12 protein-coding genes and 1 pseudogene are annotated in these 14,563 nt (G+C 57.6%); 7 read left to right on the forward strand and 6 right to left on the reverse strand.

All coding sequences use genetic code 11. The features are described 5' to 3' along the window. Positions 1 to 222: 222 nt before the first annotated feature. Together NVV94_RS10490 and NVV94_RS10495 are read right to left on the reverse strand one after the other, a co-directional pair. Complete coding sequence (locus tag NVV94_RS10490; protein WP_258447092.1) at positions 223 to 636, reverse strand: DoxX family protein; 414 nt, start codon at positions 634 to 636, stop codon at positions 223 to 225. Positions 637 to 882: 246 nt separating this feature from the next. Then, a complete protein-coding gene (locus tag NVV94_RS10495; RefSeq protein ID WP_258447093.1) occupies positions 883 to 1,542 on the reverse strand; it encodes a GNAT family N-acetyltransferase in 660 nt (219 codons plus the stop codon). A gap of 525 nt (positions 1,543 to 2,067) precedes the next feature. Between NVV94_RS10495 and NVV94_RS10500 the strand changes: the two genes are divergently transcribed. From NVV94_RS10500 to NVV94_RS10520, 4 genes and pseudogenes are all read left to right on the forward strand, one after another. Further along, positions 2,068 to 3,039 (forward strand): tripartite tricarboxylate transporter substrate binding protein, encoded by a 972-nt coding sequence (locus tag NVV94_RS10500; protein WP_258447094.1) that lies wholly within the window; start codon positions 2,068 to 2,070, stop codon positions 3,037 to 3,039. 1 nt (position 3,040) lies between these two features. Beyond that, the gene (locus NVV94_RS10505) at positions 3,041 to 3,535 is read left to right on the forward strand and encodes a tripartite tricarboxylate transporter TctB family protein (RefSeq protein ID WP_258447095.1); all 495 of its coding nucleotides are present in this window, start codon (positions 3,041 to 3,043) and stop codon (positions 3,533 to 3,535) included. A 24-nt stretch (positions 3,536 to 3,559) separates the two neighbouring features. Next, positions 3,560 to 4,563: pseudogene (locus NVV94_RS10510) on the forward strand (tripartite tricarboxylate transporter permease). 1,112 nt (positions 4,564 to 5,675) lie between these two features. Beyond that, complete coding sequence (locus NVV94_RS10520; RefSeq protein ID WP_258447097.1) at positions 5,676 to 5,861, forward strand: hypothetical protein; 186 nt, start codon at positions 5,676 to 5,678, stop codon at positions 5,859 to 5,861. A 436-nt stretch (positions 5,862 to 6,297) separates the two neighbouring features. Here the strand turns inward: NVV94_RS10520 and NVV94_RS10525 are convergent, their stop codons facing one another. After that, positions 6,298 to 6,615: a hypothetical protein gene (locus tag NVV94_RS10525; protein ID WP_258447098.1), complete on the reverse strand. Its 318-nt coding sequence runs from the start codon at positions 6,613 to 6,615 to the stop codon at positions 6,298 to 6,300. A 227-nt stretch (positions 6,616 to 6,842) separates the two neighbouring features. Continuing rightward, positions 6,843 to 7,244 carry a hypothetical protein gene (locus tag NVV94_RS10530; protein WP_258447099.1) on the reverse strand — a complete coding sequence of 134 codons (402 nt, stop codon included), beginning with the start codon at positions 7,242 to 7,244 and terminating at the stop codon, positions 6,843 to 6,845. A gap of 327 nt (positions 7,245 to 7,571) precedes the next feature. Between NVV94_RS10530 and NVV94_RS10535 the strand changes: the two genes are divergently transcribed. From NVV94_RS10535 to NVV94_RS10545, 3 genes are all read left to right on the forward strand, one after another. Beyond that, positions 7,572 to 7,802 carry a hypothetical protein gene (locus tag NVV94_RS10535; protein WP_258447100.1) on the forward strand — a complete coding sequence of 77 codons (231 nt, stop codon included), beginning with the start codon at positions 7,572 to 7,574 and terminating at the stop codon, positions 7,800 to 7,802. Positions 7,803 to 8,570: 768 nt separating this feature from the next. Further along, on the forward strand, positions 8,571 to 9,473 hold the full coding sequence (locus NVV94_RS10540; RefSeq protein ID WP_258447101.1) for a universal stress protein: 903 nt from the start codon (positions 8,571 to 8,573) through the stop codon (positions 9,471 to 9,473). A 143-nt stretch (positions 9,474 to 9,616) separates the two neighbouring features. Further along, the gene (locus NVV94_RS10545; RefSeq protein ID WP_258447102.1) at positions 9,617 to 9,967 is read left to right on the forward strand and encodes a hypothetical protein; all 351 of its coding nucleotides are present in this window, start codon (positions 9,617 to 9,619) and stop codon (positions 9,965 to 9,967) included. 112 nt (positions 9,968 to 10,079) lie between these two features. Here NVV94_RS10545 and NVV94_RS10550 read toward each other — a convergent pair whose 3' ends face one another. Together NVV94_RS10550 and NVV94_RS10555 are read right to left on the reverse strand one after the other, a co-directional pair. Continuing rightward, entirely contained in the window at positions 10,080 to 11,129 is a 1,050-nt protein-coding gene (locus NVV94_RS10550; protein ID WP_258447103.1) for a patatin-like phospholipase family protein, read from the reverse strand. 116 nt (positions 11,130 to 11,245) lie between these two features. After that, positions 11,246 to 14,431 (reverse strand): adenylate/guanylate cyclase domain-containing protein, encoded by a 3,186-nt coding sequence (locus NVV94_RS10555; RefSeq protein WP_258447104.1) that lies wholly within the window; start codon positions 14,429 to 14,431, stop codon positions 11,246 to 11,248. Between the last annotated feature and the right edge of the window lie 132 nt (positions 14,432 to 14,563).

Genomic DNA, 14,563 nt, shown 5'->3' on the forward strand with positions numbered 1-14,563 from the left:
GGTTAAGCGCTGCGAATCTGGCCAACTGCTCGCGCACGAGTGCATCGGGCTCATTGACCCCTCATTTTTCACTCAACACGCCGACCATCTGTTCTTCTCCCATACGTCCTCCCGATTTGGGCAGGTGTACCTGGCCATCCGGGCGGCGATGGATGGTCATGCCGCTTTCGCTTCCCGGCGGATGGCATCGCATTGGATGCCAAACCTATTAATTGGACGGGCCTATCGTCCATCGATCGAGTACTTGCCCGGGCCTGTAATGCCCAGGAGCAGCAAGCCGCCCATGATGCTGAGATTCTTGAAGTACTGGGTCATGTTGGCGGCTCGCGCCTCATCAGCCATGGTCCAGAAGTGGTGCCCAATCAGTGCGGTGCCGAGTACGAACAAAGCGAAGAGAAATGCGAGCGGGCGAGTGTAGAAGCCCACGAGAATTGCGATCGCGACAAAGATCTCCATGATGACGGCAATCCCGGCAGCGACCATGGGCACAGGCGCCCCGAGTGAGTCCATGTAGGCGACGGTTCCTGTGAAACCAGTCATCTTGCTCCAGCCGGAGATGACGAACAGGATCATTAGAAGAATGCGGGCAAGTAGGATGATCTCGTTTTTCTGATTCTCGAACAGGGTGTATCTCATGGCGGCCTTCCTTTTGTGGTGGGCAGTTTTACATTAGCACCCGCGTGGGAATTCGCCGGTCCGCTACAAAGCGTCTGCTCTGTCACGACTCTTAACGGGTTTTTTTGTTGCCTGTAAGAAAAGGAGGCGCTCCGAAACTATCCTGTTTTGAGGGCTTGGCGATCGTACCGACTCGCCGGTAAACGCACTCTGTAATTCTCTCCTTTGAATGCCCCAGCTGAAGACTGGCGTCATCAATATCCACGTTCAGATGAGCAACTTTAATTCCAGTTCGAAGGGTTCACAGCCTTTGCTGGTGAAGCTCTGGTAGCTGCCGAACAAGCGGATCAGGTAGATCGAGCCGATGTTCATATAGCCCAGGCGGTAGACGGATTTCAACGAATCGAAGTTGCTCGACTCGACATAGGAGACCAGACCCTTGGAGCCCTGCTCCAGATAGTGCTTGAGCGCAAGGTTCATGCCGATCGCGTGCAGGCGCTGGCCGCGATAGTCGTGGTGGGTGAAGCCCTTGTACATGTACACAAAGGACGGGCTGAAATGCAGGAACAGTTCCGGCGGATCGATATGCGTGGGCTTGCGCGAGTACCAGCCGTAGGAGGCCAGTACCGCGCCATCGAAGATGCCAAAGCACTCGTCACCCTTGGCCATGGCTTCATCGATGAAGCTCGCGGAAATCTCGTTCACAGGATCGCTGGAGTAGTGGCGAAGCATCTGTTCACTGAGAAGCATCGGCTTGAAGTGCGACGGGTAGTCGAGGAACTTTGGGTCGATTTTCTGCAGCGTTACACCGCGCAGGATCTTGAACAGCATGAAGTTGTTGATCGTCTTCAGGAACAGTTGGTGAAGGGTGTTGTAGAAGCCGATCTGACGAATTTTCGTCTGGCTTTTCTGGAGCAACTGCTGCACGACCATAGAATCCTCCCAGGAGGTGTCTGGATGTCGATAGACAGGAAATCCGTTCCGACCGAGCGCCATCCACTTGGGCTTTGTTACGGGATGTTAGCAAAGGAAGGTGGTGGCCACTCGCCAGAAGCGTAAGAAAACTATCGTAGTTTTGCAGTGGTCAACATAAATGGTTGGAATTTGGCAGCTATCTCTTTGAGTCATAAGAGTTTCATTCCTTACACGCTGCCGAAGATATAATTCTTTTGTTAGTGCTGCCGCTCGTCGGTTTCGTAAGCGGAGATCTTGTCAATCCCCGTCAGTTTGTATGCATCAATATTGTTGACACTTTTTGCAGTGTCTGCCTTTGGCCGATTCCTGCTGACCGCAATACTTTTTTGAGCCCTTCATAAGTGCGTCAGCCAGGCAATTGAGAGGCCATCAATAAACAGAACCGTGACCTACGCTTATCCGCAGGCAAAACAGGATTAGTTCCCTGATCGAAATTCAACCGGCACCAACAAAAACAATAGTATCGGGAGAAAACTCATGTTCGCTTCATTCCGTCGATTCAGCCGCTGCATGTCCATTGCTGCAGCCGTTACTGCGATCACGCTCACGGCACCTGTCTTTGCGCTGGATACCATCAAGTTCATGGCTCCAGGTTCCGTAGGTGGCGGTTATGACCAGACTGCACGGATCCTGGGCAAAGCCTTGATCGAGGCCAAATTGGTCAAATCCGTTACCTTCGAGAACAAGGGCGGAGCAGGGGGAACGTTGGGGCTGGCCCAGTTTGCCAACAGCACCAAGGGTGATCCGAATGCGCTGCTCGTCGTCGGCGCGATCATGGTCACCGCCGTGGAACAGAACAAGCCGCAAATCACCCTGAAGGATGTGACACAGATCGCCCGGCTTTTCACGGAATACAACGTGCTTGCCGTAAGTGAGGAGTCGCCCTACAAAACGCTGGACGACTTGCTGACTGCCTTCAAAGCCAACCCGTCGAGTATCAAATGGGGCGGTGGCTCGAAGGGTTCGATTGATCACATCGGCATCGCCGAATTGGCGGGCAAGATGGATGTCCCCGTCAACAAGGTGAATTACGTCGCCTACGCAGGCGGTGGCGAAGTCGTTGCAGCGACACTGGGCGGCCACATCACGGTGATTACGGGTGGTTACGCCGAGCTTGCCAAATATGTCCAGTCCAGGCAGTTCCGCTTACTCGCCATCGGCGCGCCCGACCGCGTGCCAGGCATCGACGCACCGACGCTCAAAGAGAAGGGCTACGACGTGACGATCGGCAATTGGCGCGGCGTTTACGGCGCAGCGAACCTCACGCCCGAGCATCAAAAAGAAGTGATCGACGCGGTCCTGGCCGCCACCAATAGCAAAGTCTGGCAAGACAACGTCAAAGCCAACGCGTGGTCACCCAGCATTCTGACCGGCGACGAGTTCGGCAAATTCGTCGACGAAGAGCACGCGCGGCTGCGCGCGATGCTTGTCAAGGTCGGGCTGCTTTGAGATGGCCCGGCTTCGCAGAATAGTGCCGGCACAGCTGGCGATTGGCGCGGGTCTCATTGCCATCGGCGCAGTACTGGCGTTCGGCGCCTTCCGGTTTCCTGCCGAGATGGGGTTCGTCATCCTGGGCGCCCATGTCTACCCCTGCGCCGTCGCGGTGTTCCTCGGGGGCGTTGGCGTGTTGTTGAGTTATCAGGCGCTCAGCGGTGGTTTTCGCAATCTCGCAGACGACAGCGACAAGACTGCCGAGGCGCTGCCCGGCGGCAAGCCCGGTGCGGCCTGGGTGACCGCGGGCCTTGTGGCGAGCGCCTTGCTCATCAACCTCATCGGATTCGTGTTGGCCGCTGGGCTGCTGTTTGCCTGTTCGGCACGGGGCTTTGGTAGTTGCCATCCGGTACGAGACCTGGCAATCGGCATTGGCTTGACCCTACCGATTTACTGGCTTTTCAATTCCGGGCTAGGGGTTTCCCTTCCGCCCCTTATCAACGCCTGGATTTGACTTGGGCCCAAGGAGATAGACGATGTGGACATTCTCTCAAGCTTGGCAACAGGTTTTTCCGCCGCGCTGACGCCGATCAATTTGATGTGGGGGTTTATCGGTTGTTTGCTCGGCACCGCGATCGGTGTCTTGCCGGGTATCGGACCGGCGCTGACAGTGGCCTTGCTGCTGCCGGTTACCGCCAGGGTCGATCCCACCGGCGCCCTGATCATGTTTGCCGGAGTCTATTACGGCGCCCAGTTTGGCGGCTCCACAACCTCGATCCTGCTCAATACCCCAGGGGAGTCGTCCTCCATGGTCACGGCTCTGGAAGGCAATCTCATGGCCCGTAACGGTCGAGCAGGTCCCGCCCTGGCAACCGCAGCGATAGGATCATTTGTTGCCGGAACCATCGCTACCGTGTTGCTGACCCTTTTCGCACCCATTGTTGCCACACTTGCGCTCAAGTTTGGTCCTGCGGAGTATTTCGCGATTTTGGTGCTGTCCTTTACGACGGTGTCTGCGGTACTCGGCGCGTCAATGCTGCGTGGTTTCGCCTCGCTGGGGCTTGGGCTGACCATTGGCTTGATCGGTCTGGACTCGACCTCGGGTATTGCCCGGTACACATTGGGTGTCCCCGAGTTGGAAACGTCATACTGCTCGTGCTGAATCTCCCTTTGGTAGGCCTCTGGGTGAAGCTGTTGCAGATTCCTCGGCCGTACCTGAATGCCGGGATTCTGGTGTTTGCCACCATCGGCGTGTACGGCATGCGCCACTCTTCCTTTGACCTCTTGCTGATGCTGGCGATCGGCTGGGGCGGGGTATTGATGCGTCGTTTCGACTTCCCCGTCGCTCCCGTGATCGTGGGCATGCTGCTGGGCCCCATGGCCGAAAAGCAATTGCGCAACGCTTTGTCCATCAGCCAGGGAGACTGGCTGGTGTTCGTGACGCAACCCATTGCGGCCTCGGTCCTTGCGCTGACGCTGCTGGTGCTCGTGGTCCCGCATCTGCTTCACGCCCGGGGCATCAGATTGTATGAGGATGATTGAGCAGGCTACTGAGGTAGGGAGTTTCGCGGCAGGTTCTGAGTTGCTGCAAACGGTGTGTTGCAGCAACTTCTTCGCGGGAAACTTCGGTGCTAGAGTCGCCGCCCATGAAAATCGCCCGCACACCGACCGCTTACTGATTGCATGGATGCTGTACGCCAGTGTCCTGCGCAGTCGAGCGCAACCGCCGCCCCGTTACGTGTGGCCGGCCCTCAACCCCCGCGCATCCCCCGACACTTCCTGCGCTGTGAATCTCTCGGCCTGCCGACCAGCACCCTCAACGCGACCCAGGAACAGCCCTCGTAATCCTCGACCAGCCGATCAAAACCGGCTCACGCCTGGGGCTGACCACCCGGGTGCGTAACCTGACCGATGAGCTCTATGCCAAGCAGGCCTACGGCACGATGTATTACCAGGGGGCGCCGCGAACGTTTGAAGTCGCCGTGGATACGCGCTTCTAGAGGAACAATCGCACCCAGGGCCGCTGGTGGGGCGTAAAACTGCACAACATGGAATTTGAATCATTCCCTATGCTGGAACGAGCTCCTGCCAGCTTTTATTGATTCATTTTGTCGCCTTCGCATTGGCGCCAATTATTCAGTTTCCGGGGTGGTATGCCATAGCACGATTCAATTTCAATAAACCTTGAATTAATACTAATTTGCCTTCAAAGGGCCATCAGAGCGAAGCGCGGTGAGGGTTGAATTCATGCATATCAGAGGAAGCGAATACTGGGCCTGGTCCGATTGCCAACTACCCGGCAAATCTCATGAAGAGAGTCTCAGCAACGGTGTCGAAATCGATGTACAGGCACGGCTTTCTCGCTCTGGTGTGACTCAGCTGTTTATCGGAGTTTATGGGCAAGGTGGGACGATTGCCGCAGAGGAGTTTTACCCTGAGATGCCCGACGAATCCGTTACGACTGCTCTGGCATGGGGAGCGCAACGGGCTCGTGCAATAGCGACGGGCGCGCAAACTTCCATCAAGTGTCCCATTGGTGGTTGAGTGGGGAATGACGGCTGCGGGGCGGGCCTCTGTGGCATATGAGGCCTTGCGCTGGCCAATAGGGAAAATGGGCTAAGCTCATGGCGGTAAAAATTGCAGGAGTGACTGTTATGACAAGAAAACTCATCTGCCAGAAATGCAATAAAGACACAGCCGTAGAGCTGTGCTTTGACGAGGATATCGACAGCCAGGTCTACAATTGCGAGCACTGTGGCGGCAGACACGTCGAGGTTGAGACTGGCCAGCTGCCGGGGGCTCCGGGCGTGAGCAGGTTCCGGTTGGATGAAGATGAATGATTGTGTTGTCGTTCTTGCTTCCTGGATTTTTTGTTTTTATCAGAAAAACAGTGGGTTGCTACGACTTTCCAGACGGTAATTAAAGAAATATTACATTCATGGAATGTAAACAATTGCCTGTGTAGAATTCCGCGCGGGCGATAACTTACCCTGTGCGGCGCAATTTCTTACACAACGCTGTTGCATTAGAAGGGAAGCAAGATGCGTTTGCTTGCATGGCGGTTTATGCTATTGACCGAAAGTTTACGGTACCTCTTGAGCCCGAGGTCGAGTACTCGATTATTGCAATTGATGCTGCGGGGCAGTATTGCCAAAATCATCGAAAAAGATGCATGCGAAGGTTCAGTGAAGTTGGCAGTGAAGCGGTAATGCCCGTATAGCGCTGAAGCCTGAACACAGCATATTGGTTGCAGTAATCGCATCGCACTTCAATTTCCTAGCCACCGGCACCCGCCTCATTGGCAGGATTCAAATAGCAGGCCATCTCCCGTTCTACAACGTCGATTTCATTTATTCCCCAGTTTGTCAGGGGCGCGGAAGGTTTGCCGGTCGACGCATAACTCGCCGCCAACAGACGGGTCATAAGCGTTTTTACAAAATCCAACTGCACCTGTAGCTCTTGAGCCGCATGATCAGATTTTTCCAGGCGCTGCTGCAGGGCATCGCGCTCGTCAGTGATTTGCCGGATATAGCCCATCGTTTCATGCGGGTCGCTCATCACTGCCAGTTTGTCTTCCAAAGATTTATCACTCATTAATGTGCTCGCTCGCTCAGGTTGAAGGCCAGGCACGCGCAGGCCTTGTCCCACTGATTGATATCGGCACGAGAGATTATTTCTAAAGCTTTCTATCGCACTGCTGAGCAATTGGGCGTAAGATTACCGCAAAGGTGCGATCTTGTGGGGCGCAAGGCGATGAGCAGAGCGCTGCCCCCGAGAGGGCGGCAGCGATATCGAGTGGGTTCTGAAGAGATGGGGAGGGGTCAGCCGGACATCCTGACTTTTTGAACCAGGCAGTAGCCACGGTTCCTGACCGACCGAAACAGCGGTGCGCCATCGGCGTAGCCCCTGAATTTTGCTTGCAGCCTGCTCAGGCACATCTCCATTCCATAATACTGATCAAGGTTCTTCTTCATCCCGAGGAGGATCTCCTCTTTGCTGACGACACGCTCCGCGCTGCTTGCCAACAGGTTGAAGATTACGCATTCAGTACGGGTCAAAATGACGGTGACATCATTGTTGACCAGCGAGCACTGCCTTCTATCGAACGTCCAGTAGTCCTCGTCCGGTAGGCTCGCGTCGTTGCAACCTGCTGGTGTGACGGAGCGTTCGCTGCCTGTATCCAGGGCATGGAGCATTCTTGAAGATCCAGTATTGACGGTCATATGAAGTTCCTTCTTTCAATTTCTTTGCTCGCACGGGCATTTTTTGTGCGCAGTATTTCTTGCGCGCGCGACTCTACGAATGCTCGGCTGGCAGTATACCTACGGTTTGGATCCAATTTTATTTACCAAGGCACGCTTGCGACAAGCATTTCTTTGGAATGTGACGGAGTGCTCGATACCGGCCATCGACGTTGCAGGCGTTCGGTGCGCCTTTTTTGGACAGGCCAGGGCGTCGGCTACGAGGTAACGTCTAACATGACTATAAATGTCCAGGGAGCCAGCCGAACCTCTGGAAGGCCGCGTCATCCTTTGTGGAGTGAGGTGCACATGAGGGATATTTCGTTCGATGAAAATCCTGCCGAGCGTCGAAACCGGCGATTAGGTGAAGCGCTGGGGTTGAACCCTGATGAAGTTTCCCTCTGGATCAAGGAGATTGACGACGATGGAAGCGGCATGGGCTATGTCGTTCAATTCAAGGAGACAACGCCGACAGAAATACGGGCCAAAGTACAGGGCCTGGGCAGCGACCTTTCGATCAACATCGGGCCGATCGATTGAGTGGTCCTGGCGCCGGCTTTTTCCATTTTGCATGCCGTCTGTCGCGAGCTTGGCACGTCCCATAGCGACCAACCTCCAACGATTACGGCCCAGATTCACTGGACCTCATGTTGGAGGTGCAAAATGGCTAACGAAAGACGTCCTCAAGACGATTCGATGTCGGACCCATCCAGACAGGACCAGCTACGCAATGAACCCGGCAGGAATCCAGGTTCGCCCAGCACAGGAGGTCAAGGCAGTTCAGGCAAGCAGGGCGGCGGAGGGGGCCAACGGCCTGGTCAAGGCCGAAGGGATCCAGCCACCCGAACGCCCCGACCAAAGGCGGTCAGGGTAGTACCGGCAAAATGGGTGGCGGTGGCCGTCAACCGGGCCAGCCTGGCCAACCGGGTCAATCCCAGGGCGGTAATCGCCCACAAGACTGGGACGACCCCATGAAAGACAGCGTTGATAAGGATGACCCCGATAACATGAGGAGATAACCGGCTCAGTCCACAGTATTGCCTCCTCTTGCCACTTTTCATTCGGTGGCTGAACGTACGCGTTCAATCGGAAGTTCATTGGCCCGCGCTCTTGCGGGCCTTTTGTTTATTCCGCGATCCATTCCTCGGCATCCACCTACAGAGCAGGGTGCCTCGTACCTTGGTGCACTAACTGAATCCAGGCGTATATTGATAGTGTCGGTCCAGATAGTTGAGGCGAGAAGCGGACGCCAAAGGTTCGACTTGCTGGGGGAACACATGTAAAACCCCGAACGTTTGGAGGTGTCACATGAGCCAGTATCAACGACTCTTTTTGATCGCAGGTCCCACCATGCGCCACTCTCCGGCGCTGCAGCGGGCAGTCGCCATCGCCAAGGCCACGGGCGCAGCGTTGCATATCGGGGTGTTCATCGATGGTTTCGATATCCTGGGGATGATGAGCCGACATGAACAGCTTCGTGAACGCGTTCAGCAAGAGAACCAACAGTGGCTCAAGGATGAAGCCGATCTGATGCGCACCAATGGCATCAATGTGACTACTGAAGTGGTTTCTACGCGCAACGCGCTTCCAGAAATCCTTCGGCATGTGACAGAAATGCAGCCGGACCTGGTTATCAAGGACGTACACCACGAGTCAGCGCTCAAGCGCGTGTTCATGACACCTCTGGATTTCCATCTGTTGCGCGAATGCCCGGTCCCCATACATCTGGTCAGCGAAATCGGGTTTCCATTGCCGCGGGTGGTCGTGGCGGCAGTCGACCCGTCAAGCCCGGACAAGCGCATCACCGGGATCAACGATCGGATCGTCATGGCTGCAAACGGATTGGCAATGCAGTGCGATGCCGAGCTGCATCTGTTGCACGCCTACGATGCCTCGCAGACGCATATCTCTGACGCAGGTGCTGGCGCAGTGACGATGCCAGGCTTCAGTAGCGAGGTGCGTCGGTCGCTGCACAAGACCTTCACTGCATTGGCCGATCGCTACGGCATACCGTCCGAGCGACAACACTTCATCGAAGGTCCACCCACCAAAGCGATGGCTGGCTTCGCAGCCCATAGCCGAGCAGACGTGATCGTAATGGGCAATGCGCATCGCAAAGGGCTGAGCAAGTTGGTGGGCAGCACTACAGAGCACGTTTTGTATCAGGTGCCCTGCAATGTGCTGGCAGTGAATGCGCAAGTGGATGAGTGAGGAGAATTGGCGCAATCCATTGGCATTCAAGAAACCCTGGTGCCGGCACGCAGGAGGTAGTTCGCAGGCGTATCTACGTTACTGGGATTCGTACACGCGAGGCGCGGTGTTACAGTCACCCCTTTTTAAAGTAAGGGGACAGCATGCGAGTATTGATTGGGGCACTGGCGGCAGCACTGTTGGCTGGGTGCGCGTCATCCGCGATGGACGAGGCTCGCCTCAAAAGCCCGAACAAGGCGTTCTCCTCCAACAAGCCAGAAAACGTCGTAGCCCAGTGCGTCCAGTTCGCTTGGCAGGATGAATCCGTGTTCGGTGTCGATGCGGGCGCATTTTTGCAGCCAGGGAAGACTGGCGGTTTTACGGTCTACACCAGGGGTGCCGAATCCTTCACCGATGTGCAGAGTGGCGCAGCGGGCACGGTAATCAATTACTACGCGGCCTCGGATAACTCGATTGCACAGCGCAGGCTTGCGGCGTTGGCGACCTGCTTGTAATCCGGCTTCGCCAATGCGGAGCCACCACTCATCGCCTGGTTGATCGCGGGATCCTCATACATGGTCAAACGATATTGGATGAGGTCGTCCATGGCGCGATCGGGATCGGCCTTCAAAGAAATTCCTTTCGGATGTCGATACTCGACCGTTCGCCAATATTCCGGTAGTTCTCCGTGAGCCACGCCTCGGTCTCGCGTCGTCCGTTGTCGCGCAGACCGCAAAGGAAGTCCCAGTCCGCATTGTACTTGCTGGACACGCTGAGCGCGCACATCGCCTCGTCGGACTTAATGGAGTGGATCAGCATCTCCTTCATCTCGCCGCGATCGAGCTTGCCTTGCTGAATGAGGTCGGTGACAAAGGCGATGGTGCGCATCTCACGCATCAGCGACGAGTTGAAGCTGATTTCACTGATGCGATTGAGGATGTCGGCAGCTGTAATGGGCACGCCCGGGCGGACGAGCGGGTTGATGTGGACGATCACCACATCGCGTGTATTGCAGTGATAGATCAACGGGAAAATGGCCGGGTTGCCCATATAGCCGCCATCCCAGTAGTTCTGCCCGTCGATCGTGATCGCCTGGAACAGTGTCGGTACGCAGGCCGAAGCAAGCACCGCTTCGGCGCAGACGTCTTCGCCCGAGAAGATGCGTATCTTTCCCGTCTCGACATTGGTCGCGCACAGATAGAGGTGGAACGGGCATTGCTTGCGCAAGGCGGCGAAATCTACCTGCCTCTCCAGCACATCCCGCAGCGGACTCAAGTTGCGGCGATTGAACTGGTAAGGCGAGAAGATACGAAGCGCCATGTCCGCGAACGTATACATGGGCGAATAGTCCAGCCCGAAGCTGTGCGTCCCTTTCAGCCATGGCATCCAGCGCAACGGATTATAACGCTCGGCGGATTGCGCCACGGCGTACCAGAAATCGTGCAGCGCCCGGCGCGCGCCGGCCTCGCCACCTTGCAGCATACCGGAGGCCAACACGGCGGCATTCATCGCGCCGGCACTGGTTGCGCTCACCCCTTCAATGGCAAGCCTGCCGTCCTCGAGCAACCGATCGAGCACGCCCCAGGTGAACGCACCGTGCATCCCGCCGCCCTGCAAAGCCAGCGCGACCGGCTTACGCTCGTCACTGCCTCGAGGCTGTCCGTTCTTCGTGGTCATTCTTGGCCTCCTCGTCGGTGCTGAGCCGAATCGGAACCTGTTGCGGCGCTTCGCCCCGTCACGCGCTCGCCGACGACGCGCCGATGCTCCATTGAGCACCCTGCGTCATCGATCGTTCACCCCCCGCTTGATGCCCATGCATCGAGCAGCGCCTTGGCTTGTTGTAAATCAACGCTGTCGAAGCCTTCGGTGAAGAAGCTATAGATGTCGGCCAGCATTTGCCTGGCCGCCTCCTTGTCTCGTGTTTCCCATAGCTGAGCAAGGCTCACTGTGGCTCGTAGCTCAAGTGACTTTGCCCCTTGTTGTCGAGCGATCGAGATCGCCGTTTGAAAGCATGCTTGCGCTTCCTGCTGCACAGAAGTATCCAGTCTGGCTTCGCCCGAACCTTGGAGAGTAAGAGTTCCCTTGAGGCGGTACAGTTCTGCTTCGTAAAAGTGCTCGCCTGTTCTGTTCACCATAGCCAGAGCGTCGGTCACAGCGTCCAATCCTGCCTGCGGTTGCCCGGAGCGCCCGTGAGCTGCGGCCAGCAGGGCCAGAAAATAAGTACATCCAAGCTCTGCTCCGGCCGCTTGGTAAGTGGCGATACCCTTGGTTATCTGAGCGATACCCTCGTCAAAGTCTCCCTGCTCGGCGCGAGCCCAACCCTGGAGAATAGTCCCCCACGCCAAATAAAACGGAAACCCTTGTTCTAGGGAAAGCTTGATGGCGGCATCAGCACACTCTTCGGCGAGTCGTACGTCGTGCTGAAACTGTCCCAGTATCGACGTAGCAGACAGGGTGAAGGCCAAGCTGAACGGGTCGGAAATCTTATTGGCCAGAGCGAGGGCATCCCGGCTGCGCGTGCTTGCCTGATCGGGGAAGCCCAAGAACCAAAGGCACCAGGCCGAAAATGTCAGGGCGTAGCCCGGATCCATGCCGCACGTACTGGCATATGTGCGATGACAGTCCGGGTTGTAGAGGACACGCGCCCGCTCCTGGTGTTCAAGGGCATTGCGCAGATCACCCTGGAAAAGCAATGTCGCCCCGAGTGCCGCATGGGCTTCCACGAGCAAGTCCGGATCCTGCGCAGTTTGCGCAACACTGAGCAATCGTTCACCCAGTTCGCATGCAGTTGAGTACTGCGCATGCAACTCGTAGTAAGTCCGCAGCCCCAGCAGCACAGGGAAAAGCGAGTCGTCGCCTACTTGCGCGCATAGCGCCAGTGCACGGGTGTAGGCGGCCGCCACCTCGGGCGCACCATAGCCTCGCATGGCCATCAAGGCCGGCCCCAGGCAGAGCAGCAACGTCAGTTCCTGATGAGCACGTGCGGGCGTGTCGGGCAAATGCTCGAGCAATTCCAGCGCCGCGCCGAGGTGACGCATCGCATCGAGATGGGCGGAATTCTGGAGGGCCTGTTGCCCGGTACGGTGCAGGTATTCCACGGCCTTCGGGACATTGCCGCTCAGCCTGTAGTGGTGCGCCAGTTCGCTGCAGTAATCCGCGATGCGGGTGGGGAACAGTGCCTCGATGGCCTGCGCCGTGCGTTCGTGCAGTGCGCTACGCCGCTCCGTGAGTAGCGAGTAGCCCGCGACCTCCTGGGTCAGCGCATGCTTGAACGAATACTCCACCTCCGGAAATGCGGGCCGCTGGTAAATGAACTCCGCGGCCTCCAGTCGGGCCAGCAGATCGCGCAAATCGTCGTCCATCCGAGCGACCCCTCCATCACAGATGCGCTGGATCAGACTGAACGGAAAATCCTTGCCGATGACGGCGAGCGTCTGCAGCAATTCCTTCTCCGCAACGGGGAGCCGGTCGATACGGGCGGCGAGCACACCCTGCACGGTGGTGGGAATATGCAGCGCAGCCGGAGTTTGCTCGATCCGGTAACGGCCGGGTTCGCCGAGCAGTGATTTCTCCTCGACCAGCGTTTGCACCACTTCCTCCATGAAGAAAGGGTTGCCCTCCGTCTTCTCCAGGATGAGCTGTTTGAGGGGGACGAGGGTGGGATCGTCCCCAAGCAAGGCCGTGAGCAGTCCCTGGGCTTCGGCCGGGCCCAGCGGTTCGAGCCGCAGCTGGCTGCAATGACCCGCGCGCGTCCACGCAGGCTGATACTCGGGCCGGTAGTTCACGAGGAGCAGGATCGGGGCACTCGCCACGCGGTCGATGAGGCACGCGAGGAATGCTTCGGTCTCGCGGTCCAGCCATTGCAGGTCCTCGAACAGCAGTTCGATCGGCTGATCGCGACTCTCGCGCGCCAGAAGTTGCGTAATCGCGTCGAAGATGCGATCGCGCCGGATCTGAGGATCCATTTCCGCGAGCGCCGAACTGCCTTCGCCAATACCCAGCAGATAGAGCAGGTAGGGCACGAGATCCTCGAAGCTGCGCTCGAGCGTCAGGGTCTTGCCCATGACCTTTTCCCGGCACCGCCGCTCGTCGTCCAGGGCAGTGATCTGAAAGTAGTTTTTCAGAAGCTCGATGAGTGGAAAATAGGCAAAGGCCTTGCCGTGCGACACCGAGAACGTCTCCAGCACCAGACAGCCGCGCCGCGAGCGTTCCTTGAACTCATGGAACAGCCGCGACTTCCCGACCCCTGCCTCACCTGCCACCGCGACGACCTGCCCGTGGCCCGCTTTGGCCTGCTCGAGCGCCTGATGCAGGTGGTCCAGCTCGACCTGGCGGCCGACGAACCTGGCCAGCCCGCGATGTGCCGCCAGTTGCAGGCGCGTGCGCAGCGCGCCCAGACCCTGCACCTCGTACACGACGAGCGGCTCGGGAATACCTTTGACCTGGGTGGCCCCCAGAGTCCTGAACTCGAAATAGCCCTCCGCCAGCTTGTAGGTGGACTCGCTCACCAGGATCGACGATGGCGCGGCGATTCCCTCCATCCGGGACGCAATGTGGATCGTGTGCCCGACCGGATCGTAATCGGTGTGCAAATTGTCCGTGCGGATCGAACGCACGACGACCTCTCCGGTGTGGATGCCGACGCGGATTTGCAACGGAATGCCTTTCTCCAGGCGAATGCGGTCGCCATGTCGGCGTATCGCCTGCTGCATGCGCAGTGCCGCATACAGCGCCCGCTGCGGATGATCCTCATGGGCGATGGGTGCGCCGAACAGCGCGAGGATGCCATCGCCCAGCGTCTTGGCCACATAGCCTTCGTAGTAGTGGACGGCTTCCATCATCATCGCGACCACAGGCTCGATCAGGCGCTGGGCCTGTTCCGGATCGAGGTCGTGGATCAGCGCCGTGGAGCCGGCCATGTCGGCAAACAGCGCCGTGATGGTCTTGCGTTCGCCGGCGGTCTCGCCCCGGGCTTCCATGGCCGCCTGTTCGGCGCGGATGCGCTCGGCAAGATAGTGGGGCGTGTAATGAATGGGCGCTGGAGAAGGCCCTGAAACAGGCCGGGGGCGCGGTAATGGCGCAGCAGGCGCATCGGTTAGCGGTGCGCCGCA

It is taken from the genome of Pseudomonas sp. LS1212 (genome assembly GCF_024741815.1).
Classification (GTDB): domain Bacteria; phylum Pseudomonadota; class Gammaproteobacteria; order Pseudomonadales; family Pseudomonadaceae; genus Aquipseudomonas.

What these genes read in the sequence shown, in the direction of transcription:
- NVV94_RS10555 (WP_258447104.1), bottom strand. Translation starts at nt 14,431, where the DNA reads ATGGAAGCCCGGGGCGAGACCGCCGGCGAACGCAAGACCATCACGGCG.
- NVV94_RS10550 (WP_258447103.1), bottom strand. Translation starts at nt 11,129, where the DNA reads ATGACCACGAAGAACGGACAGCCTCGAGGCAGTGACGAGCGTAAGCCG.
- NVV94_RS10525 (WP_258447098.1), bottom strand. Translation starts at nt 6,615, where the DNA reads ATGAGTGATAAATCTTTGGAAGACAAACTGGCAGTGATGAGCGACCCG.
- NVV94_RS10540 (WP_258447101.1), top strand. Translation starts at nt 8,571, where the DNA reads ATGAGCCAGTATCAACGACTCTTTTTGATCGCAGGTCCCACCATGCGC.
- NVV94_RS10545 (WP_258447102.1), top strand. Translation starts at nt 9,617, where the DNA reads ATGCGAGTATTGATTGGGGCACTGGCGGCAGCACTGTTGGCTGGGTGC.
- NVV94_RS10530 (WP_258447099.1), bottom strand. Translation starts at nt 7,244, where the DNA reads ATGACCGTCAATACTGGATCTTCAAGAATGCTCCATGCCCTGGATACA.
- NVV94_RS10535 (WP_258447100.1), top strand. Translation starts at nt 7,572, where the DNA reads ATGAGGGATATTTCGTTCGATGAAAATCCTGCCGAGCGTCGAAACCGG.
- NVV94_RS10490 (WP_258447092.1), bottom strand. Translation starts at nt 636, where the DNA reads ATGAGATACACCCTGTTCGAGAATCAGAAAAACGAGATCATCCTACTT.
- NVV94_RS10500 (WP_258447094.1), top strand. Translation starts at nt 2,068, where the DNA reads ATGTTCGCTTCATTCCGTCGATTCAGCCGCTGCATGTCCATTGCTGCA.
- NVV94_RS10520 (WP_258447097.1), top strand. Translation starts at nt 5,676, where the DNA reads ATGACAAGAAAACTCATCTGCCAGAAATGCAATAAAGACACAGCCGTA.
- NVV94_RS10505 (WP_258447095.1), top strand. Translation starts at nt 3,041, where the DNA reads ATGGCCCGGCTTCGCAGAATAGTGCCGGCACAGCTGGCGATTGGCGCG.